At 59.9% G+C, this 21,616-nt stretch carries 18 protein-coding genes; 11 read left to right on the plus strand and 7 right to left on the minus strand.

The window, feature by feature from the left end; translation table 11 throughout:
* Positions 1-526 precede the first annotated feature (526 nt).
* Positions 527-2,152 carry a methyl-accepting chemotaxis protein gene (locus IE038_RS10565; RefSeq protein ID WP_163939864.1) on the minus strand — a complete coding sequence of 542 codons (1,626 nt, stop codon included), beginning with the start codon at positions 2,150-2,152 and terminating at the stop codon, positions 527-529.
* A 482-nt stretch (positions 2,153-2,634) separates the two neighbouring features.
* Between IE038_RS10565 and peaA the strand changes: the two genes are divergently transcribed.
* The 4 genes from peaA to peaD all read left to right on the plus strand — a co-directional run bounded on the left by peaA (position 2,635) and on the right by peaD (position 7,194).
* Complete coding sequence (gene peaA, locus IE038_RS10570; protein WP_189395585.1) at positions 2,635-4,212, plus strand: quinohemoprotein amine dehydrogenase subunit alpha; 1,578 nt, start codon at positions 2,635-2,637, stop codon at positions 4,210-4,212.
* Between the two features lie 78 nt (positions 4,213-4,290).
* Positions 4,291-5,721, plus strand: a complete 1,431-nt coding sequence (gene peaB / locus IE038_RS10575) for a quinohemoprotein amine dehydrogenase maturation protein (protein ID WP_163936251.1) — start codon at positions 4,291-4,293, stop codon at positions 5,719-5,721.
* Position 5,722: 1 nt separating this feature from the next.
* The gene (gene qhpC / locus IE038_RS10580) at positions 5,723-6,046 is read left to right on the plus strand and encodes a quinohemoprotein amine dehydrogenase subunit gamma (RefSeq protein ID WP_065759130.1); all 324 of its coding nucleotides are present in this window, start codon (positions 5,723-5,725) and stop codon (positions 6,044-6,046) included.
* Positions 6,047-6,075: 29 nt separating this feature from the next.
* Positions 6,076-7,194 carry a quinohemoprotein amine dehydrogenase subunit beta gene (peaD, locus tag IE038_RS10585; RefSeq protein ID WP_189395586.1) on the plus strand — a complete coding sequence of 373 codons (1,119 nt, stop codon included), beginning with the start codon at positions 6,076-6,078 and terminating at the stop codon, positions 7,192-7,194.
* Here the strand turns inward: peaD and IE038_RS10590 are convergent.
* Positions 7,191-8,585 carry an aminotransferase-like domain-containing protein gene (locus IE038_RS10590; RefSeq protein ID WP_163936254.1) on the minus strand — a complete coding sequence of 465 codons (1,395 nt, stop codon included), beginning with the start codon at positions 8,583-8,585 and terminating at the stop codon, positions 7,191-7,193. The genes peaD and IE038_RS10590 overlap by 4 nt on opposite strands.
* A 232-nt stretch (positions 8,586-8,817) precedes the next feature.
* Here IE038_RS10590 and IE038_RS10595 point away from each other — a divergent pair, with 232 nt between their 5' ends.
* The 4 genes from IE038_RS10595 to IE038_RS10610 all read left to right on the plus strand — a co-directional run bounded on the left by IE038_RS10595 (position 8,818) and on the right by IE038_RS10610 (position 13,620).
* On the plus strand, positions 8,818-10,011 hold the full coding sequence (locus IE038_RS10595) for a benzoate/H(+) symporter BenE family transporter (RefSeq protein ID WP_189395587.1): 1,194 nt from the start codon (positions 8,818-8,820) through the stop codon (positions 10,009-10,011).
* 82 nt (positions 10,012-10,093) lie between these two features.
* Complete coding sequence (locus IE038_RS10600; protein WP_189395588.1) at positions 10,094-11,188, plus strand: sensor domain-containing diguanylate cyclase; 1,095 nt, start codon at positions 10,094-10,096, stop codon at positions 11,186-11,188.
* 135 nt (positions 11,189-11,323) lie between these two features.
* Positions 11,324-12,931, plus strand: a complete 1,608-nt coding sequence (locus tag IE038_RS10605) for a tetratricopeptide repeat-containing response regulator (RefSeq protein ID WP_189395589.1) — start codon at positions 11,324-11,326, stop codon at positions 12,929-12,931.
* Positions 12,928-13,620 carry a sensor histidine kinase gene (locus IE038_RS10610; protein ID WP_163936257.1) on the plus strand — a complete coding sequence of 231 codons (693 nt, stop codon included), beginning with the start codon at positions 12,928-12,930 and terminating at the stop codon, positions 13,618-13,620. The genes IE038_RS10605 and IE038_RS10610 overlap by 4 nt, the downstream gene beginning before the upstream one ends.
* Positions 13,621-13,675: 55 nt before the next feature.
* Here IE038_RS10610 and IE038_RS10615 read toward each other — a convergent pair whose 3' ends face one another.
* From IE038_RS10615 to IE038_RS10625, 3 genes are all read right to left on the minus strand, one after another.
* Complete coding sequence (locus IE038_RS10615; protein WP_189395590.1) at positions 13,676-14,947, minus strand: type II toxin-antitoxin system HipA family toxin; 1,272 nt, start codon at positions 14,945-14,947, stop codon at positions 13,676-13,678.
* Positions 14,944-15,471, minus strand: coding sequence for a helix-turn-helix domain-containing protein (locus tag IE038_RS10620; RefSeq protein ID WP_163936260.1), 528 nt, complete (start codon positions 15,469-15,471; stop codon positions 14,944-14,946). The genes IE038_RS10615 and IE038_RS10620 overlap by 4 nt, the downstream gene beginning before the upstream one ends.
* Before the next feature lie 235 nt (positions 15,472-15,706).
* On the minus strand, positions 15,707-16,006 hold the full coding sequence (locus IE038_RS10625; RefSeq protein WP_163936263.1) for a DUF6124 family protein: 300 nt from the start codon (positions 16,004-16,006) through the stop codon (positions 15,707-15,709).
* A gap of 516 nt (positions 16,007-16,522) precedes the next feature.
* Between IE038_RS10625 and IE038_RS10630 the strand changes: the two genes are divergently transcribed.
* The 3 genes from IE038_RS10630 (at position 16,523) to IE038_RS10640 (ending at position 18,543) form a co-directional block, all read left to right on the plus strand.
* Positions 16,523-17,023: a methylated-DNA--[protein]-cysteine S-methyltransferase gene (locus IE038_RS10630; RefSeq protein WP_189395591.1), complete on the plus strand. Its 501-nt coding sequence runs from the start codon at positions 16,523-16,525 to the stop codon at positions 17,021-17,023.
* Between the two features lie 91 nt (positions 17,024-17,114).
* Positions 17,115-17,759: an MBL fold metallo-hydrolase gene (locus IE038_RS10635; protein WP_163939775.1), complete on the plus strand. Its 645-nt coding sequence runs from the start codon at positions 17,115-17,117 to the stop codon at positions 17,757-17,759.
* Between the two features lie 91 nt (positions 17,760-17,850).
* Positions 17,851-18,543, plus strand: coding sequence for a YiaD family glycine zipper/OmpA-like lipoprotein (locus tag IE038_RS10640; RefSeq protein WP_163939776.1), 693 nt, complete (start codon positions 17,851-17,853; stop codon positions 18,541-18,543).
* Between the two features lie 62 nt (positions 18,544-18,605).
* Here IE038_RS10640 and yihG read toward each other — a convergent pair whose 3' ends face one another.
* Together yihG and pta are read right to left on the minus strand one after the other, a co-directional pair.
* Entirely contained in the window at positions 18,606-19,502 is an 897-nt protein-coding gene (gene yihG / locus IE038_RS10645) for a 1-acylglycerol-3-phosphate O-acyltransferase, YihG family (RefSeq protein WP_163939777.1), read from the minus strand.
* 3 nt (positions 19,503-19,505) lie between these two features.
* Positions 19,506-21,602: a phosphate acetyltransferase gene (pta, locus tag IE038_RS10650; RefSeq protein WP_163939778.1), complete on the minus strand. Its 2,097-nt coding sequence runs from the start codon at positions 21,600-21,602 to the stop codon at positions 19,506-19,508.
* Between the last annotated feature and the right edge of the window lie 14 nt (positions 21,603-21,616).

The following is a 21,616-nucleotide window of genomic DNA, read 5'->3' on the forward strand; positions in this document are numbered from 1 at the left end:
TCAGAGGGCCCAATTGGAGAGAGCCGGCGTTCATGCTTGAAGGAAAATATACGTTTGATTGACAGTGCTTAATGTTTATATCCACAGCTTATTTATGTATTTCTCTAGCCGCGTTCCTGTTCTGGCGTTCCATCAGCAGGCGATTTTCGGGTGAGAAGTTCAGCGCTCAATGGTTTTGGGCGTGCGTTGTCGGGGCGATGGTTTGGGGGATGGTGCAGTTAAACGTAGCCCGCCACGGCTATGTTTTGTTTTTTCCTTCCACCCAGGCGTTCCTTATCGATAACTATTGGGTGAGGTGGATCGCTTTTGTAAGCGCTCTGCTTCAATCCGCATGTATTCCCAGCAAAGCGCCACCCAAGCGCTGGTTTTCAAGGAAGTAGGCGCATGATGGCGGGGCTGATATGAGCATGGCACGCACGCCAGTCTGCCTGGAGAGCGCTGTCGGTGGGCATGAAATAATCCCCCCTTCATCGCCTCCAGGGAAGCGCTGAAAACAACGGCCTCCGCAGAGGGCGTTACTACAGCGTCAGACTTTGAACTGTGCCACCAGCCCGTTCAGTTGCACGGCCAGGTGTGCCAGTGATTGGCTGGCGGCGTTGCTCTGGTTGGCGCCGGCCGAGGTTTGCATCGACAGGTCGCGGATGTTGATCAGGTTGCGGTCCACTTCGCGGGCTACCTGGGCCTGTTCCTCGCTGGCACTGGCAATCACCAGGTTGCGTTCGTTGATGGCGGCAATGGCCTGGGTAATCTGTTCCAGTGCATGACCTGAGGCCAGTGCGGCATCCAGGGTGGCGTGTGCCCGTTCATTGCTGCTGCGCATGGCACTGACTGCGCCCTCGGTACCTTCTTCGATGGTGCCGATCATCGACTCGATTTCCTGGGTCGACTGCTGAGTGCGGTGCGCCAGTGCCCGCACTTCATCGGCCACCACAGCAAAACCTCGGCCTGCATCGCCTGCGCGTGCGGCCTCGATGGCCGCGTTGAGTGCCAGCAGGTTGGTCTGCTCGGCAATCGCACGAATCACTTCAAGCACCTGGCCAATGTTGCGTACATCACCGGCGAGGTGTTCGACCTGTTCGCAGGTACGGGTGACGTCTTCGGCCAGCAGGCCAATGGAGTCAACCGTTTGCTGCACTTGTTGACGACCGTGGCGTGCGGTCTGGTCGGTTTCGCCGGAGGCCTCGGAGGTGCTGACCGCATTGCGGGCCACTTCCTCGACTGCCGTGGTCATCTCGTTGACCGCCGTTGCGGCCTGTTCCACTTCGTTGCTCTGCTGGAGCAGGGTCTTGGTGGAGTCATTGGTGACGGCTTGCAACTCTTCTGCGGCCGAAGCCAGTTGGTTGGACGAGTCGGCGATGCGTTGAATGGTTGTGCGCAGGCTGGTCTGCATGCGCTTGAGTGCGTGCAGCAGTTGTGCGGGCTCGTCGCTGCCAACCACGGTCACTTCGCTGCACAGGTCGCCACTGGCGATCACTTCGGCGACGCTTACGGCCTGGCTCAGCGGGCGCACGATGCTGCGGGTCAAGACAAGGGCAAGTACGACCGTCAGCAGCACGACGATAATCATCATGGACATGACCAGTTCATTGGCATTACTGAATACCGTGTCACTTTCCAGTGAGGCCTGTCTGGCGCCTTGTTTGTTCAGGTCGATCAGCGTGATCAAGGCCTTGACCATGGCATCGGCATGTTCATAGAGGGTGCCGTTGGCAACCTCAATGGCTTGGTCCTGATGCCCTTGCTGCGCCAGCGCGCTCAGCTTTTCCTGCTCGGCCATGTACAGCGCCTTGGCCTGCTGGAAGCCTTCGTAGGCAACTTTCTCGTCGTCCAGGCTAATGAGCTGTTCATAGCTGTGCTGTTGGGTTTGCAGCTGTTGCTTGAGCTCCTTGAGGCGCTCCAGGTTGTTTTGCATGTCCTCGTCGGTGCGCAGGGTCAGCAGGCGCAGGGTGATCGTCCGTATGCGCGATACGCTCAGGGCGGTGTCATTGAGGGCGAGAATCGAAGGCAGCCAGTTGCGATCAACCACACGCGACTGTTCGTTCATGCGGCGCATTTCCAGCAGCGAAAAGCTTCCTAGCAGCAGCGCCATCAGCGCGATCAAGGCAAAGCCAAGGCCCGCGCGGCGGGAAATTTTCATCGATCTCAAGAGCATCTGTGTATTCCTTGTGGCAGCAACAAACGTGACCTGCGAAGCCTTTCGCAGGCCAGCATCAATGCGGCGCTCTTAGGGTGGTAGACCATGGCGTCGTCTGGTTGTGCAGGCAAGGGGTGATGCAGCGCACCTTTGATTCACGCGAAAGGTGCTTGTCTTATGATGATTTTTTATGACATGCAGGGCTTGGGAACCCTGATGGGAAGTGGCTCAATGATGGCATTTTGCACCGAAACGGTAAAGTGCAACCCGTTCTGTCGCACCGTCTCAGAGTGTTACAGCTGTCGCGAAATTAAACGCAACGCAACCGGTAAAAGTGCCGGAAGCCTCGTAGATACGGGCTTGTAGGCTTTTGGCATGCAATATGTATCGCTACTGGCAGTACCTCTTCAGCCTGTGCATTGCCTGATCCATCCCGGCCGGCAGGAAGAGACCACTAAAAAACAACGATAAGAATAAGCCCCGTGGGAGGTCAGACATCGATGAAGAGAACATTCCGGTTCGCCAGTGCCGGCGGCCTGCTGGCGTTGGCGGTAAGCCTTGCCTTGCAGCCCCAGACCAGCCAGGCACGCGAAGCCCAGGCCATCCTCAAGGAAACCTGCATGGCTTGCCATACGCCTGAGGGTGAGAATGCCTTGAGCCGTATCAGCCATCAGCGCAAAACCCCCGAGGGGTGGCTGATGAGCATTGCGCGCATGCAGACCATGCACCAGTTGAAGATCAGTGACGAGGACCGCCGCACGCTGGTCAAGTACCTGGCCGACAACCAAGGCCTGGCGCCCAGTGAAACCGACGGTGTGCGCTACGCGTTGGAGCGTCGCCTGAATACCGTCGAGCAGTTCGACGACCAGACCAAGCAGATGTGTGGCCGTTGCCACTCGGGTGCACGGGTTGCCTTGCAACGTCGTCCGGCGCAGGAGTGGGAGCGCCTGGTGAACTTCCACCTCGGCCAGTGGCCGTCGCTGGAATATCAGGCGCTGTCTCGTGACCGCGACTGGTTCGACCTGGCCCGCAAGGAAATGGTGCCGTTGCTGGCCAAGCGCTACCCGCTCGACAGCAAGGCCTGGGCCGACTGGCAAAAATCGATGCCCAAGGCTGAGGCTCTGGTGGGTGACTGGAGCTTTAGTGGTCACCTGCCAGGCAAGGGCGAGCTTAACGGGGTGATGAAGGTCACCGCGGCCGAGGGCGATCATTTCACCCTCAGTGTTGATGGCCAGTACGTCGATGGCAGCCCGTTCAAGGGGCAAGGTACGGCCATTCTCTACAGCGGTTACGAGTGGCGCGGTAACGTCGATATCGACGGGGTGAAAATGCGCCAGGTGTTCGCTGCCAATGGGGCTCAGCTCAAGGGGCGGATGTTTGAGGCTGCGCACGATGAGCGAGGCCTGGACTTCATCGCCGCGCGGCAAGACCACCCTCAACTGCTGGCCGTTCAGCCGGGCTACTTGAAGGCCGGCAGCGAGACCGAAGTCAGCCTGATTGGCAGCGGCCTTAACGGCACGCCATCGTTCGGCAAGGGTGTCGAAGTGGTCAAGGTGCTGGAGCAAAGCCCGCAGCGTGTGCGCGTGCTGCTCAAAGCCGCCGCCGATGCCCCGGCCGGGTTGCGCGAGGTGAGTGTCGGTGCGCTCAAGGGCCAGCAATTGGCGGTGTATCGCGACATTGCCGAGGTCAAGGTCGTGCCGGCGTTCTCGGTGGCACGTATCGGTGACAACGGGGGGGCGACACCGAAGGTTCAGGGCCGCTTCGATGCCGAAGCCTGGGGACGCAGCGCGGAGGGCAAGGCCTACCGCATCGGTGTGTTCCCGGCGCAATGGAAGGTCGAGCCGTTTGATGACCGTGCCCGCGAGGATGAAGACGTCAAGTTTGCCGGCAGCATGCAGACCGATGCGGGTGTATTCACCCCAGGTGATGCCGGGCCAAACCCAGAGCGCAAAATGTCGACCAACAACGCCGGCAACCTCAAGGTCATTGCGGCGGTGGACGATGCGGGTAAAGCCCACACGGGTGAGGGGCACCTGATCGTCACGGTTCAGCGCTGGAACAATCCACCGATTCCTTGATACGGGCCTGTTACCCCAGCCATATCAGCGGAATGAAAAGGGGGCCGGCATTAACCGGCCCCGCTTGAGGAGGTTGCGATGGGCGTTATCCTGAATCTGGTGGAGCGCAACCTGCACGAAGTGCAGGTTGATGACGCACGCATGTTGTTCCATATCCCCAGCAGCTCGCTGTTTGCCAGCGATGCGCTGACCGGGGAAATCATCGACGTTCTGCGCGGTGAGGGCTGCTCCAGCGAAATGCTGCAGCAGCGCCTGGCCTCGCGTTTTGGCGACGAGGAAATCAACGAAACCCTGCGCGAGTTAATCGCCCTGGAACTGGTCAGCGACGGTTCGCCGTTGACCCCCGAAGTGGCGACCAAACGGGTCGAGCGCACGGCGATCAACACGGTAGTGTTGAACGTCAACACGGGCTGTAACCTGAGCTGCACCTACTGCTACAAAGAGGACCTGGACAAGCCTTCGCAAGGCAAGCGGATGGATGTCGAGACCGCCGTGGCCTCGGTAGAAATGCTGCTCAAGGAGTCGCCTGACGAGTCGGTCTATACCGTGGTGTTCTTCGGCGGTGAGCCACTGAGTAACCGCAAGTTGATCGAGTACATGGTCGACTACTGTGAGCGGCGTTTCAGCGAGGCGGGCAAGCGGGTCGAGTTTGTCATGACCACCAATGCCACCTTGCTCACTGAAGAAATCGTCGACTACCTCAATGCCCACCGATTTGGTTTGTCGGTGAGTATCGACGGGCCGAAGACCGTACACGATCGCAATCGCATCACGGTCGGCGGGCAGGGCACCTACGATGTGGTTCGGCGCAAGGTCGACATGCTGCTGTCGCGTTATGACAGCCGCCCGGTCGGTGCCCGCGTCACCCTGACCCGTGGTGTCACCGATGTCGAAACCATCTGGAACCACTTGTTCAACGAGCTGGGTTTTGCCGAAGTGGGCTTTGCGCCGGTGACGTCCGGCGATATCAGCGATTACAACCTGAGCAGCGAAGAGCTGGTGCAGGTGTTCGCCAACATGAAGGCCCTGGGGCGGCGGTACCTGGAGGCAGCGCTGGAGCACCGCAGCATCGGGTTCTCCAACCTGCACCAGTTGATCACCGACATTCATGAGGGGCACAAGAAGGCGCTGCCTTGCGGGGCGGGGCTGAAGATGCTGGCGGTCGATCACAAGGGGGAGTTGAACCTTTGCCATCGTTTCACCGGCTCGTCGTTGCCGACCTTCGGCAACGTCCATAGCGGGGTCAAGCAGGTCGAGCTCAACGACTTTCTCTCGCAGCGCCTGGACCGCACCAACACCGGATGCGACAGCTGCCGCATTCGCAACCTGTGCTCAGGCGGCTGCTACCACGAGAGCTACGCCCGTTACGGCGACCCCGCTCACCCGACCTATCACTACTGCGAACTGATGCGTGACTGGGTGGACTTCGGCATTGAAGTCTACAGCCGGATCATGGCCGAGAACCCGGCCTTCATCAGCCGCTACATCACTCCGCGCAAGGTCCACTGACATGAAGCATCTCAAGCCGATCAATAACAAAGCGCTCAAGCTCGAACAGGCTGCCGACGAGAACCGCATTGAAGAGGTTGTGGCCATGAACTCGGTGGCCGGGTGTGCCTCGACCACGGACCCGGGCTGGGAAATCGATGCCTTCGGTGGCGTTTCGTCGCTGTGCCAGCCGATGGAATCAGACCTGTATGGGTGCTCTGACCCTTGCTGGTGGCCGGCCCAGGTGCCGGACATGATGAGCACCTACCCGGATTGGAACAAAGACGCCCAGGCCTCCAACGACAATTGGCGCAACCTGGGGACCGTGTTCCCGGAAGACAAATGAGCCCCCAGCCGAACAAGAGGGATACCCGCATGCTTCAGACTGCAACGCGCGGCCTGGCCGCCATTCTGGTGCTTGGCGCCTGTTCCGGGCCACTGTTGGCCGACGAGGGCAAGGCACTCAACCGTGGCCACGAGTACATGGTCACCACCAACTACCCGAACAACCTGCACATTCTTGACCTGGCCACCGACAGCCTCTACAAGACCTGCCAGATGCCCGACGCTTTTGGGCCGGGCACGGTGCAACTGTCGCCGGACCGGACAATTGCCTATGTGCTGAACAACCATTACGCCGACATTTACGGGGTCGAACTGGACACCTGCAAGCAGGTGTTCCATGCCAGCATCACCCAGCAGCCGGGGGAGAAGGCCCGTTCAATGTTCTCCTTCACCGTCAGCCATGACGGCAAGGAGCTGTACACCGTCGCCAACCCGACACGGATGCTCAACGACCGTTATGAAGTGCAGCAGCCGCGCCTGGATGTCTATGCCACCAATGCCGGCATGAGTGCCAAGCCCGTGCGCAGTTTCCCGGCGCCACGGCAACTGACCATCATGCAGACCGGTGACGACGGCAGCCTGTACATCGCCGGGCCGGACATCTACAAGGTCAACGTGCAGACCGGCAAGTTCGACGTACTGGTGCCGAGCCGACACTGGAAACGCCCGCTGTACAGCGCTCCGGATGTGCTCTACGTGTGGAACCAGCAGACCTACCGGCATGATTTCTCGCTGCTCTACACGGCCGCCAAGTTCAAGGACAAGAAGGAAGACCCGGCAACCGCAGATTACGTTTACGGCTTCTTCAACATTGACTTGGCGACCGGCAAGACCAAGACCGTCGACTTTGGCCCGCTGACCGAGATCTACTTCAGCGGCATGGTTTCGCCTAAGGACCCGAACCTGGTCTTTGGCGTGCTCAACCGTCTGGCCAAGTACGATATCAAGCAGAAGAAAATGCTCCAGGCGGCGACCCTGGATCATTCCTACTACTGCATTTCGTTCAACAAGGCCGGCAGCAAGATCTACCTGGCCGGGACCTTCAACGATGTGGCGATTTTCGATGCCGAAAGCCTGAAACCGCTGGGCAAGATCAAATTGCCCGGTGGTGACATGGCGATCACCACGGCGCAGGTCTTTACCCGCTAGTAGAAGCGTCGCGGATCTGGCGAGTCGATCAGGCTCGCCAGTTGAGTCAGGGCGAAGTGCAATTCGTCCTGGCTCGTCGGCGACATCAGCACTACCCGAACCCCACGGCTGACACCGTCACGTTCGGCTTGAAACTGCGAGCCACTGAGGATTTGCACGCCCTGTGCTCGGGCCAGGGTGCTGAACTCATCGGCACTCCACGGCTCGGGCAGTTCCAGCCACAGGTGATAACTGTGTGGCTGGGCCTTGAGCGACAAGCCTCGGAACACTTCACGGGCCATCGCCTGGCGCCGTGCCGCTTCTTCGCGCTGCAGACGCACCAGCGTTTGATCCAGCCCTTCATTGATGACGTTGGTGGCCAGTTGTGCAGTCAGGGGAGACGGCATCCAGACACTGCTGCGGACCATCGCGCTCAGCCGCGACAGCAAGCGTGGCGGGCTGTACAGGTAGCCGATACGCAGCGCTGGTAGCACGGACTTGGACAGGCTGGTCAGGTACACCGAACGGTCTGGCGCATAGCTGGCCAAGGGGCGCAGGGTCGGGTCGCTGGCAAGGAAACCGTAGATATCGTCGTCGAGAATCAGGAAGTCGAATTCTTCGGCGATGGCGGCGATTTCCGCCCGGCGTTTATGCGACATGGTCGCCGTGGTCGGGTTCTGACAGGTTGCCACGCAGACCAGCATCTTCGGGCGTTCCTGTAGGCAGAGCTCGCGCAAGGCTGCCGGAATGATGCCTTCTTCATCCATCGCCACCCCGCGCAGGCGTCGCTGCAGGCTGTGGGCCAGGGAAATAATCCCGGGGTAGCACAGCGACTCGCAGAGGATCAGGTCGTTACAACCGGTCAGGGCGCCCATCGCCACCATCAGCCCATGCTGGGCACCCGCCGTGATCACCACCTGTTGCCAAACCGCTTCGGGCAGAGCATGGCGCAGCCATTGCGCGCCGGCTTCACGGTGTGCCGGGTGGCCGCCGTCTGGCGCGTAGTCCAGGGCCTGGGCGAAATCGGTGCTGCTGGCCAGGTGGGTCAAGGCCCCGCGCAGCCAGTGCTCCAACGACTCGCCAGAAGGCTTGATGATCGACAGATCCAGCAGCTCAGGGCGCCGGAGTGCCGCGCTGGTCGGCAGTGTCGCTGCCGCTGAAGGGCCCGGCTTCTGCGCACCCAGCACATAGGTACCACGGCCGACTTCGCCCTGCACCAGGCCGCGCCGCTGCGCCTCACTGTAGGCACGACTGACCGTGCCCGGCGTGACCTCCAGAGCCTGTGCCAGCTCACGCAAGGTCGGTAGCCGGTCGCCACGCGCGAGCACACCGCTGGCGATATCACGGCCGAGTGCGTCGGCAATCGACAGGTACATGGGTTGATTGAGTTCGTTGAGCTGGGGGACCCACATGCAGATTGCTACCGATCAGAAACGATTGCGTCGAGCCTATCACATCGCAGCAATGGCTCGATCAGGCCAAGTACTTGATACGTGTGTGCTCGGGCATAAGCGACGGATGAATTGAAAATGTTCGATTGATTCTATTGCATTGAGTCGATTGCTTCGATTTAATTCGAAATGATTCGAAGCAATTTGCTTTGTGCCCGGGCGCTGCGCGTTCCCGACATCCACTGGAGGCTGTATGGATACCTTGAGAAAAGACGTCTCGTTGTCGGCGATCGTTGCCGGCCTGATCGCCGTGATCATTTCCTATGCCGGCCCGCTGATCATCGTCTTTCAGGCGGCACGTGAAGCGCAGCTATCCGCCGCTGAGGTGTCATCCTGGATCTGGGCGATTTCCATCGGCAGCGGCCTCACCGGTCTGTTGCTTAGCTGGCGCTTGCGGGTGCCGGTGATTACTGCCTGGTCCACACCGGGAGCAGCCCTGCTGGTGTCGATGCTGCCGCAGGTGTCCCTGGCCGAAGCAGTGGGGGCCTATATCGTGGCATCGCTGGTGATTGCGCTGGTTGGACTGAGCGGTGCGTTCGACAAGCTCATGAGCCGCCTGCCCAAGGCGATTGCCGCTGCGATGCTGGCCGGCATCCTGTTTCGCTTCGGTGCCGAGTTGTTCACGTCGGTGAGTGTCCAGCCGCTGTTGGTGCTGTCGATGTTCGCCAGCTACCTGGTGTTCAAGCGTCTGTCGCCGCGCTACGCCATTTTGTCCGTGCTGATCGTGGGTTGCGCGGTCGCCGCCTCATTGGGCCAACTGAACAGCACCGCCATTACTGTCGCCGTCGCCGAACCGCTGTTTATCGCGCCGCAATGGAGCTGGCACGCCATCATCAACATTGGCTTGCCGCTGGCACTGGTCAGCCTGACAGGGCAGTACGTCCCGGGCATGGCAGTGCTGCGCAGCGCCGGTTACCAGACCCCGGCCCGGCCGATCCTGTCGGTGACGGCGCTAGGCTCGGTACTGTTGGCACCCTTTGGTTCCCACGGTTTCAACCTGGCGGCGATTACCGCAGCAATCTGCACCGGGCGCGAGGCCCATGAACAGCCGGGCAAGCGCTACATCGCCGGCATGGCCTGCGGGGTGTTCTACATCGTCATGGGAACCTTCGGTGCGACCTTGGCGTCGGTGTTTGCCGCATTGCCCCGTGAACTCATTGCCTCCCTTGCAGGGCTGGCCCTGTTTGGCGCCATCATGACCGGGCTGGCTGGGGCCATGGCTGACGAGAAACAGCGCGAAGCCGCCTTGATCACCTTTCTGGTGACGGCTTCGGGCATGAGCTTCCTTGGCTTGGCGGCAGCGTTCTGGGGTTTGATCTTTGGCCTTGTGGCGCATGCGGTGTTGCATTATCAGCGTGAGCGTCGAGCGGCTGTCGTTGTGCCCTGACCGGTGGGTCAACAGGCTTTTGTGTACAACTTGCTTCGATTAAGATGGCGATTAGCCATTTATTATCGAGTGCCCCGCTGTCATGACGGCAATCCTGCAAACGCTACTGCTTTGGATGTGCCTTTGCATCGGGGGGCTGCTGATACTGTTGCGCCGTGCCCAGCGCCGCGAACGTGACCTGAGTGCTCGTCTGGTCGACCTTCAGGCGCAACGGGAAGGTGTGTCGCAGGGTATCTGCCGTCAATGCGCCCAGGCTGGCGAGGTGATCCCTGAGGACGTCGAGCGTTTCAAGCGCAGCCAGTACTTTGCCCGTATTGGCACCTGGGACTGGGATGTCGACACCCAGCAACTGTATTGGTCCGAAGCCATCTATGGCATGTTCGGCTATCAGGTCGGCGAGATCACCCCCAGTTACGAGCGCTTCTGCAACAGTGTCCACCCGGAAGACCGCGAGCAGGTCCGGGCGGGCGAGTTGCGCTGCATTGAAACCGGTGAAAACCATGACGAAGAGTACCGGGTGATCTGGCCCGACGGTACGGTGCGTTGGTTGCGCGAGACCGGCAACGTGATCAAGGACGCCCACGGCAAGGCCATCAAAATGATGGGGGTGGTGCGGGACATCACCGAAGAAAAAGCCTGGGCTAACCAATTGCACAGCCTGGCCCATAAGGATGCGCTGACTGGGCTGGCCAACCGTCTGGTTCTTGAGCAGCGGCTGTCGGCGGCACTGGACCAGGGGCGTATCCTGCAAACGCGTGTGGTACTGATTTTTATCGATCTCAATGGCTTTAAGGCGATCAATGACAACTACGGTCACGCTGCCGGCGATCAGGTGCTGATTACCACGGCCAAGCGCCTCAAGAATCTGGTGCGTACGGCCGATACAGTGGCGCGTATCGGGGGGGACGAGTTCGTGCTGGTGCTCGAAGGTTTGTCGTCTGACCTGAACATTGAACAAGAAATCCATGTGCTTTGCGAAATGATCATCCAGGCGCTTTCAACGCCGACGGATATTGCCGGTAGAACGTGTGTAATCGGCACCAGCCTGGGTGTGGCGGTATTTCCCGACCACGCCACCGGTATGGATGACCTGATCCACACGGCAGACCTGGCGATGTATGACGCCAAGCGCACGGGGGACAATCAGTATCGTCTGGGGAGCCAATTGGGTGTGTGACAGGGCGGTGTTGCAGTGTGTGATAGCCCAACCGTTGGTTATCAGCTGTGCGCCATAGCGGGCTAAAAGGATGAGCCTGTCGTTGTAATCGTTGCTTGCGTGTGTCTCCTTACTACCCCATGACAGGTTCCTTGGATGTTGGTTTACAGCCAAAAAAGTTTTCTCATTGTCGATGACTTCTCCGACTTCCGCAGCTCAGTCCGCTCCATGCTGCGCGAGTTGGGCGTCCGTGACGTTGATACCGCGGACTGCGGAGAGCAGGCGCTGCGCATGTGTGCGCAGAAACGCTATGACTTCATCCTGCATGACTTTCACCTGGGCGATGGCAAGAAAAACGGCCAGCAAACCCTTGAAGACCTGATGGTCGACAAGCTCATCAGCCATGAATGCGTGTTCATCATGGTCACCGCTGAAAGCAGCCAGGCGGTGGTGCTCAGCGCCCTGGAGCACGAGCCCGACGCCTACCTGACCAAACCGTTCAATCGGATCGGCCTGGCCCAGCGCCTGGAAAAACTGGTGCAGCGCAAAACCCTGCTCAAGCCGATTCTGCAGGCCCTTGACCGTGGCAAGCCCGCCGAGGTGTTGACCGCGTGCGAGAACCTTTGCCGCCAGGATCAGCGTTTTGCGCCGTTGTGCCTGCGTTACCGGGCCAACGCCCTGCGTGACTTGAACCGCTATGAAGACCTTGAGCGATTCCTCAAGGCGATCCTCAGCAGCCGCGCCACGCCCTGGGCCTATGCCGCCCTTGGCGCATTGCTGTTCAAGCGTGGCCAGATTGGTCAGGCCCAAGGTATCTATGAGCAGGCCTTGAAGGCCTTCCCGCTGATGCCCGGCCTGTACGACGGCCTGGCCGATGTGCTGACGGCAACCGGCGAAACCAAGCGCGCTCAAAGCGTGCTTGAAGAAGCGGTACGCCTGTCGCCGCTGGCCGTGCGTCGGCAGATGCTGCTGGGCAAGCTGGCACTGGGCAACGAAGACTTCGACGGCGCTTCACGCGCCTACCGTCAGGCGGTCAGCCAGGGCCAGCATTCGCGCTTCAAAGACCCTGAAAGCAACCTGGGCCTGGCCCAGGCCTTGATCAGCAAGAACGGTGGCGGCGGCATGGATGCGCGCACGCGGGTAGAGATCAACTCGGCCTTGAGCGAAGTGGCCAAGGAATACACCGACGACCAGGGCCTGCAAGTACGCGCCCGCCTGATGAAAGCCACCAGCCTGATCAAGGCCGGCGACCCCGAGACTGCCGCCAAACTCACCGAGCAGGCCATGGCCCGCATCGAGGGCATGGACCAGTTCTTCTCTGCCGAAGCCGCCTTGCTGGTGGCGACCCAGCTGCAGCAACTGGGGCAGGACGCGGCCAGTAACGGCATCTTGAAAAACTGCGTTGAGGTGTATGGCGATGACCCGGCGGTGATGAAAAACATCGCAACCCTGACCGACGACCCGACGATTCTGGGCGGCGGCAACGAAGCCGTCGACCTTAACCGTCAGGGCGTGCGCAGCTACCAGGCCGGTAACCTTGGTGGCGCACTGGACCTGTTCCGTCGGGCATTGGTCTTGCAGCCGAAGAACATCAGTATTGCCTTGAACACTACCCAGGCGCTGCTGCGTCTGGCCGGTGATACGCCAACGGCGGCCGTGCTGGAAGAGTGCCGTGCCTGCCTCAGCCGGGTGGCCGGCATTCCTGAAAGTGACGCGCGCTACGAGCGCTATCGCAAACTGCACATACGGGCATTTGGTGGATGAGCGAAGACAAGCAGGGGCTCGACTTCTCCACGGTGATCGCCTCCACCGTACACGACATGAAAAACTCCCTGGCGATGCTCATGCAGACCCACAGCCAATGGCTGGCACGCCTGCCAGAGGCGCAACGCAGTGGCAGTGAGCTGGGGGTCATGGAACACGAGTTCGCCCACCTCAATGGCATGCTGGTGCAACTGCTGGGCCTGTACAAACTGGGTGTCAACCAGTTGCCGATGTGCCCTGGCTATCATGAGCTGGACGATTTCATCGAAGCGCAACTGGCGGCTCACCAGGACGTACTGAGCCACCGCGACCTGCTGGCCAGCTACCGGATCGACACCGTCAACCCGTTGGGTTTCTTTGACCGTGAGCTGATTGGTTCGGTGGTGTCCAACATCCTCAATAACGCCATCCGTTACGCCGGCCACGCGTTGCTGATAACCGTCAGCGAAGAAGACGACCAACTGCTACTGAGCGTCAACGATGACGGCCCGGGTTACCCCCTGCAGATGCTCGAACGCCAGAGTGACTACGTGCAGGGCATCAACCCCAGCAGCGGCAGCACCGGCCTGGGCCTTTACTTCGCAGCGCGCATTGCTGCACTGCATGAACGCGACGGGCTGCAGGGGCGCATTGAGATCGGCAACGGCGGGCCGTTGGGCGGCGGCGTGTTCAGGCTCTACCTGCCGTAAGGTTTGCTACACCCGCTGACTGGCAGACGCCTTGCTTCAGTGCTGATTGACATCATCAGTCATCCGCAAGACGAAATGCGCTAGCCATTCGATCCTGTTCCCTTATGGGCAGCTTCAAACCGTTGGCAAGCGTTCGCCATTGGCTGACTGTGCCCCGAAAGTCTTCGATGATTTCCTCTGCTTCATTTGAGGGTACCCGGAAGTACCCCGCAACCTCTCGGGCGAGCTCAAGATCGAGCGCGTTGTCGGAATCGGTAATGTTGAGCTTCAGGCCATCAGCGATGGGGGTAGGGTTCATGTCGTAGGCTTCGGATAGCCTCCAGCCGCGTCCAGGAACCAGAATAAACCCATGGTTGCGTAGGTGGTCATCGGTGTTGGAAATCAGGATATTGAAGACAATTCTCGACCACAGTTCCTTGAGGTCCTGGTTAGGCTGGGAGCCATGTCTCATGAGCGCTTCAGCCAGCTCAAGGTAGCTCGCCCCAGTGGAGGCGTCGTCGCCGTCGGTACGGCCCGTCATGGTCATTGCGGACGCAAAGTGAAGCCGCCGTCCGTCCTCTGTGCGATCAAACCGACGCACCATGAAACAGTGGTGATCGCTGGCAAACTTTCTGGCCAAACCGTGAGCAACGTTCAGACCGCACGCGTTTGCCAGTGCGTTCGCCAACATCTCCCATGCGCCAACGTCGTAGTCGTCGCGAGCACTGGGAAACTTTGCGATGTAGAGGTGACCCTGTTCATTTGCAACGCTTGCTTTGGGTCTCGCCCCGCCGAGCGAGCCGCCAGGGGCAATCAACATCCTCAGCCAGTCCTGGCCTTCTGCTGAGGTGTTGTCTGTGTCGTTTTCCAGTGCGCGGCTGGCGCGTTCCAACTCATGAATTTCCGTGAAAGGAGGGGCTGCAATGTCCTGCCTGTCGTCAAGAAATTCGTCTTTGTCTTCAAGCTTGTAGCGTAGGGCGCCGACGCGGTAGAGATCATGTACGCCTAACAGGTAATCCGACTCGTAGAGCCTCGTTCCACTTGGCACGAGGCCGGCCCGAACATTTCGTTCAAGTCGACGATCCATCAGTAGCCGCCCCCATCGGTCCGGGCTCGAATCTGCGAAGACGCCGAATTTATCTTTGAGCCCTCCTGGATACTGCGGGCCTTCAAATAGGCCTAGCTCTGGATCAATCTGCGTCAGGTTCACAGCCGAGTCGGTCAGGGCGGCGGGATCGTACTGAAACTCAAACACCTCGGACGCACGGGTCTTTCGACTATGCAAGAACCCCAGTCGTTTCGGCCCCGGTAAGCCAGCCCAATCAGCGTACACACCGATCATTGTCATACCTTGCTAGCCTCCTTTCGTTTTCGTTTTGCTGGGCCAAGCAGTGCGGTGAGCGATTCGGTTGTGGCATCTATTACTTCTTCCGAATCTTCGCCGGAGCCTTTGGCAATCAATGCCTGACTGCTCGGCTTAGCCGTTTTCACGCTCGCTTGCGGTTCGCGAACACGGCCTGAGGAAGGGCTATCCATTGCTTGGCGATTTAAATCATAGGGGCGTTTGCCTCGACCCGTACCTGCTTGTATTAAACGCGAGTCTTGCAGTTGACGACCCAGATCATCTGTTGCACCGAGTTTCGTCAGGTCTTTCTCAAGCCCTAGTACCTGCATCACGGAGAGGTACGCGCCAATGGTCACCCCGGCACCGCCAGACTCAAGAGAGCGCAAGGTCATCACAGACATTCCGGCACGTTCCGCCACCTGCTTGGCAGTCAGCTTTCTACGAAGGCGAGCGAGCTTTAGGCGCTCACCGAATTCAGTCAGCAGCGTGGTTGTCGACGGTAGAAGTGGCGCTGTTTTTTTGGCCATTATGCTAATTTTCCTGCGTTAAGCATGGCTTAGTGCAGGAATATTAGCATTTCTATGGTTTTTGATTATTGAGTGCAATTATTTCGGTGTTTTCTATGGTTTATAGCAAGAATAGTTGCACTTTTTTCAGCTGTACCGGCTTGAGGCGAGCTACATACGCTGGGAACCCTGCGGGTTCCATCGCCACCAAGGTGTGCTCCCACGGTAGGCGCGCCACCACTGGCAGGTCATCTGTTCAGGTGCTGCTTTCGATGCTCAGCAGCAACGCCTCAACCAGCCCTTTAGACATCTCCAGCGCATTGCGGGTTGCCCAGAGCAAGTGACGGGTTTGTGCATCGACCAGATCGCAGGCTTGGTTGTTGGCGGCATCCGCGCTGCGAAGCAGGACCGACAAATGCACCAGCGCATGTTCGGCCTCTACGCCGGCGCACACACGGAACAGCGGTGCATGGCTGCCTTCGCAGGAGCCAAAGGTGGTTGTGGTGGTTGTCAGGACTGAGCCGGCTGGCGGGGGATTGCAGGGGGCTGTTGTCATTGGGGCGCTCCTTTGTAGTGGAAACGTCACCGTTCGTGCGATGGCAGGTAACCAATGGCACTTGGGTGGCGGAATGCGCCTTTTGCTTGCCGGGCTTGCAGTCCCGGTCGCTGAATTGGCAGCGACTGGGTGATGTTAGCGGGGTTGGGGGAGGGGGACAAGGTGGGCTGAGCAGTGACGGGTTACCTGAAACTTGCCCATTTTGCGTGTGGCGCATACATTTGCCCCAGCACGGTCCTCGCCTCTTGGTTTCTAGTGAGCTTACGCGGGGGGCTGCCGCTGCAATCCTCTGGCTCAACAGTATTTCCGTCCGGTTTTTGCCTTCATCTCTGCGATGGACATTTTGCGGCTCGAATTCAGCTGCGGGATTTTTGCTACTGGCTTATCAGCCCATCAAATCATTGGCACAAAAACAGGTGTCTTGTTTACTTTGGCGTCATAAAGGTGCGAATTTCATCTGGCGTCTTCAGGTGGCGGGGCGTTGCTGACGTCCCGAAGGTTTATGGAATTCAGGGCATGTCCTACGTATTCAAGATGATGGATTCACCTGTTGGCCCGCTGACCCTCATTGCAAACGAGTCCAGGCTCGCCGCAGTGCTCTGGGAGAACGATAAGCCTGGTCGCGTTCTTTTGAGTGCCGTGCGGGAGCAGGGCGAAAACCGGGTATTGCAGGCCACCGAGCGGCAGCTCAGGGAGTATTTCGCGGGTACGCGAAAGCACTTTGAGGTGGACCTCGACTTTGTCGGGACCGAGTTTCAACGCAAGGTCTGGCAGGCGTTGTTGACGATCCCGTTTGGCGAAACCCGTAGCTACAGTGACATCGCCCGGCAGATCGGCAGCCCGAAGGCAGTGCGTGCCGTAGGCGCCGCCAATGGACGGAACCCGATCTCGATCATTGCGCCTTGCCACCGGGTGATTGGTGCCTCGGGCAGCCTGACGGGCTATGCCGGAGGGTTGGCGGCCAAGCAGTTCCTGCTGGCCCTGGAAGGCAAGCAAACGCTGGCGCTGGGGTTTTGAAACGACCAGCGGCGTGTTTTCACGAAAGTGATATCGGCGGGTTCGGTCGGCTGTGCCAAAATATGCCATCACCTTTTGGCAGGATCACTTCATGCAAACCGCCAGCCCCGCGCTGATCCGCGAAACCTTCCCCGTTGGCCCCTTGCAGTGCAACTGCACCCTGATCGGCGATCCGATTACCAAGAAGGCCATCGTTGTCGACCCGGGCGGCAACCATGAGCAGATTCTCGCGCGTCTCGAGGCCCATGGTCTGAAGCTGGTCAGTATCATCCATACCCATGCGCACCTGGACCATTTCCTGGCTTCCGGCCTGTTGAAGGAAAAGACCGGTGCTACGCTGCACCTGCATAAGGAAGACCAGTTCCTCTGGGACAACCTGGAAATGCAGTGCCGGATGTTCGGTGTGCCCTACACGCCTGTGCCGTCCCCGGATCGCTGGTTGGCCGATGACGAGGAGCTGGCCTGCGGTTGCGGGGTTGCCTTGCATACGCCGGGGCATACCCCGGGTTCGATGAGTTTCTGGTTCGCCGATGCCAAGTTGCTGATCGCCGGAGATACCTTGTTTCGCCGGGGTATTGGTCGTACGGATTTGTGGGGCGGCGATCAGCCGACCATCGTCCGCTCGATCAAAGAGCGCCTGTACCGGTTGGATGAGGACGCTACCGTTGTAACAGGGCATGGACCAGACACCCGTTTGGGTGATGAAATGCGTGAAAATCCATTTGTTCGGGCCTGAGCCAGGGAATTATTTGCGCTTGTCGCGTTCCAAGGTCCGCATAGGTCTGTCAATTTTCGATGTGCTTTAGAATCTCTGTAGGAGCTTTTCCATGTTCACCTCGCGTCGTCTGATTATCGTCGCTACTGCTGTTGCCATGCTGTCCGGTTGTGCCACCCCAAGCCCTTACGATAGCCAAGGGCAGGCACAGCAAAGCACCGGAATGAGCAAAACCGCCAAGTACGGCGGCCTTGGCGCGCTGGCCGGCGCAATCGCGGGTGCTGCAATCAACCACGACAACCGTGGCAAGGGCGCACTGATTGGTGCGGCAGCTGTGGGTGCAGCGGCGGCCGGCTACGGCTACTACGCCGACAAGCAGGAAGCGGCACTGCGTGAAAGCATGGCCAACACGGGTGTGGAAGTGCAGCGCCAAGGCGATCAGATCAAGCTGATCATGCCGGGCAACATTACCTTCGGCACCGACTCGTCGGATATCGCCCCAAGCTTCTATTCGCCGCTGAACAACCTGGCCAACTCGTTCAAGCAGTTCAACCAGAACACCATTGAAATCGTCGGTTACACCGATAGCACCGGCAGCCGCCAGCACAACATGGACCTGTCGCAGCGCCGTGCTCAGGCCGTCAGCACTTACCTGACCTCTCAGGGTGTGGACAGTTCGCGTCTGTCGGTACGCGGTGCTGGCCCGGATCAGCCGGTTGCGAGCAACGCTGATGCCAATGGCCGTGCACAGAACCGTCGTGTAGAGGTCAACCTGAAGCCGATTCCTGGTCAGCAGTACCAGTAACCGTTGCTCTTCGCCAGCCAGGCTGACCCCAGCAGTAACGGTGGGGGCCAGCCTGGTTGGTATCAGCGTTGACGGTGTAACTGTGTCAAATGCTGATCTTTCTCTTCCCATAGCCGGTTGATCCATTGCTGGAACGCCAGCCGGTACGCGTCATCCTGGTCGTAGCTTTTGCCGAGGAATTCCTCGGGAATGGCCAGCTCCTGAATATGCACCGCTACCCGTGTCATCCGTCCACACAGTACGTCCCAGAAACCCGGAGCACCGTCTGGGTAGTGGAGGGTCACGTTGATGATGGACTGCAGCTGTTCGCCCATGGCATCCAGTACGAAGGCAATGCCGCCGGCCTTGGGCTTGAGCAGGTGCTGGAACGGTGACTGCTGTTCGATATGCTTGGCCTGGGTAAAGCGGGTGCCTTCGGCAAAGTTGAAAATAGCCGTTGGCTTGCCGCGGAGCCTGGCGCACGTGCGGCGGGTGGTCTCCAGGTCCTTGCCCTGCTTCTCCGGGTGTTTGGCCAGGTAGGCCTTGGAGTAGCGTTTCATGAACGGGAAGCCCAGCGCCCACCACGCCAGCCCGATCACCGGTACCCAGATCAGTACGTGCTTGAGGAAGAACTTCAGTGGTCGAATACGCCGGTTCAGCACGTACTGCAGCACCAGGATATCGACCCAGCTCTGGTGGTTACTGGTGACCAGATAACTGTGCTGGTAGTCGAGCCCCCGCAGGCCCTCCACTTGCCAGTGGGTGCGCCCGACCAGGTTCATCCAACCCTTGTTGTTACTGATCCACGCTTCGTGGATGTGGCGCATCAATTCGTCGGTCAGCCGCTGCGCTGCCGGAAACGGCAAGCACAGCTTGAACAGGCTGACGATGAACAACGGGGTACAGCACATCAGGGTGTTCAGCCCCAGTAGCAGGGACGCAATGATCCCGCGCACAGGCGCGGGCAGAAAAGCGAGCATGGTTCAGCTATCCAGAGAGCGGTTGGCCTGAATCGCGGTCAGGGCAATGGTGTAGACGATGTCGTCGACCTGGGCGCCGCGGGGCAGGTCGTTGACCGGTTTACGCAAGCCTTGCAGCATTGGCCCGAGGCTGACGCAGTCGGCACTGCGCTGTACGGCCTTGTGGGTGGTGTTGCCGGTGTTGAGGTCCGGGAAGACGAACACGGTGGCGCGGCCCGCTACCGGGCTGTTTGGCGCCAGTTCGCGAGCGGTGTTCTCGTTGGCCGCCGTGTCGTACTGCAGGGGGCCGTCAATCTGCAGGTTGTGCTGGCTTTGCTGGGCGAGCAGGGTGGCCTCGCGTACTTTTTCAACCTCTTCGCCGCTGGCCGAGTCGCCACTGGAGTAGCTGATCATCGCCACGCGTGGGGTGATGCCGAAGGCTTCGGCCGAATCGGCGCTCTGCAGGGCGATTTCGGCCAGTTCGCTGGCACTGGGGTGCGGGTTCATCACGCAGTCGCCATACACCAGCACCTGCTCGGGGAAGAGCATGAAGAACACCGAGGAGACCAGGGTGCAACCCGGCGCGGTCTTGATCAGTTGCAAGGCTGGGCGGATGGTGTTCGCGGTAGAGTGCACCAGGCCCGAGACCAGCCCGTCGACTTCGTCCAGCGCCAACATCATGGTACCGATGACCACCGGGTCTTCCAGTTGCTGCTCCGCCATTGGCGCATTGAGGCTTTTGCTTTTGCGCAGGTTGACCATCGGCTCGACATAGCGCTCGCGGATCAGGTCCGGGTCGAGGATTTCCAGGCCTTCCGGCAGTTCGATACCTTGGGCACGGGCCACGGCCTGCACTTCTTGCGGTTTGGCCAGCAGCACGCACCGGGCGATGCCGCGGGTCTGGCAGATGGCCGCAGCCTGCACGGTCATGGGCTCGGCGCCTTCCGGCAGGACGATGCGTTTGTTGGCTTGCTGGGCGCGTTGAATCAGTTGGTAGCGGAACACCGCAGGTGACAGGCGCATCTCCCGTGGGGTGCCACAGCGCTGATGCAGCCAACTGGCGTCGAGATGGCTGGCGACGAAGTCGGTGATGATTTCCGCGCGCTCCCGGTCGTCGACCGGAATTTCCTTGTTGAGCTGGTTCAGCTGGTTGGCCGTGTCGTAGGATCCGGTGCTCACCGACAGCACTGGCAGGCCGGCCGCCAGTGCTCCTCGGCAGAGTTCGAGGATGCGCGGGTCGGGTTTGCTGTCGCTGGTCAGTAGCAGGCCGGCCAGTGGCACACCATTGATCGATGCCAGGCTGACGGCGAGGATGATGTCATCACGGTCGCCGGGTGTTACCACCAGGGTGCCGGGCGTCAGCAAGGGGACGGTGTTGGCGACCGTACGGGCGCAGAGGATGATCTTGTTCATCCGCCGTTGTTCGTAGTCACCGGCGTTGAGCACCTGGGCGCCAAGCAGTTCAGCCACATCGCGGGTGCGCGGTGCGTTGAGGTCGGCCTGGTAGGGGATACAGCCAAGCAGGCGGAAGTCGCCGCTGCGCAATACTGGCGAGTGCTCTTTAAGGCGTGTGGCGAAGGCGTGCATGCTTTCGTCGGTGCGTACCTTGTTGAGAATCACCCCAAGCACTTTTGGATCTTTTGGTCCACCGAACAGTTGAGCTTGCAACTCGACTCGCCCGGACAGTTCGGCCAGCACCTCGTTCTCCGGTGCCGAGACCAGGATGACTTCGGCATCCAGGCTTTTTGCCAGGTGCAGATTGACCCGCGCAGCGTAGCTGGCGTGACGGGTCGGCACCATGCCCTCGACCACGACCACATCTTTGCCTTCGCAGGCTTGTTGGTAGAGGGTAACGATTTCTTCGAGCAGCTCATCGAGCTGGCCGTCGCCCAACATACGCTCGACGTGGGCCAGGCTGAGCGGCTTCGGCGGCTTCAAGCCGTGTGTGCGGGCGATCAGCTCGGTGGAGCGCTCTGGACCGGTATCGCCTGGGTGCGGCTGGGCGATTGGCTTGAAAAAGCCCACCTTCAGGCCGGCCCGTTCCAAGGTGCGGACCAGGCCCAGGCTGATGGAGGTCAGGCCGACACCAAAGTCGGTCGGCGCGATAAAAAATGTCTGCATGCGAGCGTCTCGAC

The sequence above is a fragment of the Pseudomonas laurentiana genome, from assembly GCF_014648275.1.
In the GTDB taxonomy this organism is placed as follows: domain Bacteria; phylum Pseudomonadota; class Gammaproteobacteria; order Pseudomonadales; family Pseudomonadaceae; genus Aquipseudomonas; species Aquipseudomonas laurentiana.

Bases quoted from the DNA above. Each gene is read 5' to 3' on its own strand.
- IE038_RS10640 (WP_163939776.1), top strand. From the start codon at position 17,851: ATGTTCACCTCGCGTCGTCTGATTATCGTCGCTACTGCTGTTGCCATG.
- peaD (WP_189395586.1), top strand. From the start codon at position 6,076: ATGCTTCAGACTGCAACGCGCGGCCTGGCCGCCATTCTGGTGCTTGGC.
- peaB (WP_163936251.1), top strand. From the start codon at position 4,291: ATGGGCGTTATCCTGAATCTGGTGGAGCGCAACCTGCACGAAGTGCAG.
- IE038_RS10635 (WP_163939775.1), top strand. From the start codon at position 17,115: ATGCAAACCGCCAGCCCCGCGCTGATCCGCGAAACCTTCCCCGTTGGC.
- peaA (WP_189395585.1), top strand. From the start codon at position 2,635: ATGAAGAGAACATTCCGGTTCGCCAGTGCCGGCGGCCTGCTGGCGTTG.
- IE038_RS10595 (WP_189395587.1), top strand. From the start codon at position 8,818: ATGGATACCTTGAGAAAAGACGTCTCGTTGTCGGCGATCGTTGCCGGC.
- IE038_RS10615 (WP_189395590.1), bottom strand. From the start codon at position 14,947: ATGACAATGATCGGTGTGTACGCTGATTGGGCTGGCTTACCGGGGCCG.
- IE038_RS10565 (WP_163939864.1), bottom strand. From the start codon at position 2,152: ATGCTCTTGAGATCGATGAAAATTTCCCGCCGCGCGGGCCTTGGCTTT.
- IE038_RS10610 (WP_163936257.1), top strand. From the start codon at position 12,928: ATGAGCGAAGACAAGCAGGGGCTCGACTTCTCCACGGTGATCGCCTCC.
- pta (WP_163939778.1), bottom strand. From the start codon at position 21,602: ATGCAGACATTTTTTATCGCGCCGACCGACTTTGGTGTCGGCCTGACC.
- IE038_RS10600 (WP_189395588.1), top strand. From the start codon at position 10,094: ATGACGGCAATCCTGCAAACGCTACTGCTTTGGATGTGCCTTTGCATC.
- IE038_RS10590 (WP_163936254.1), bottom strand. From the start codon at position 8,585: ATGTGGGTCCCCCAGCTCAACGAACTCAATCAACCCATGTACCTGTCG.
- IE038_RS10605 (WP_189395589.1), top strand. From the start codon at position 11,324: ATGTTGGTTTACAGCCAAAAAAGTTTTCTCATTGTCGATGACTTCTCC.
- IE038_RS10620 (WP_163936260.1), bottom strand. From the start codon at position 15,471: ATGGCCAAAAAAACAGCGCCACTTCTACCGTCGACAACCACGCTGCTG.
- IE038_RS10625 (WP_163936263.1), bottom strand. From the start codon at position 16,006: ATGACAACAGCCCCCTGCAATCCCCCGCCAGCCGGCTCAGTCCTGACA.
- IE038_RS10630 (WP_189395591.1), top strand. From the start codon at position 16,523: ATGTCCTACGTATTCAAGATGATGGATTCACCTGTTGGCCCGCTGACC.
- qhpC (WP_065759130.1), top strand. From the start codon at position 5,723: ATGAAGCATCTCAAGCCGATCAATAACAAAGCGCTCAAGCTCGAACAG.
- yihG (WP_163939777.1), bottom strand. From the start codon at position 19,502: ATGCTCGCTTTTCTGCCCGCGCCTGTGCGCGGGATCATTGCGTCCCTG.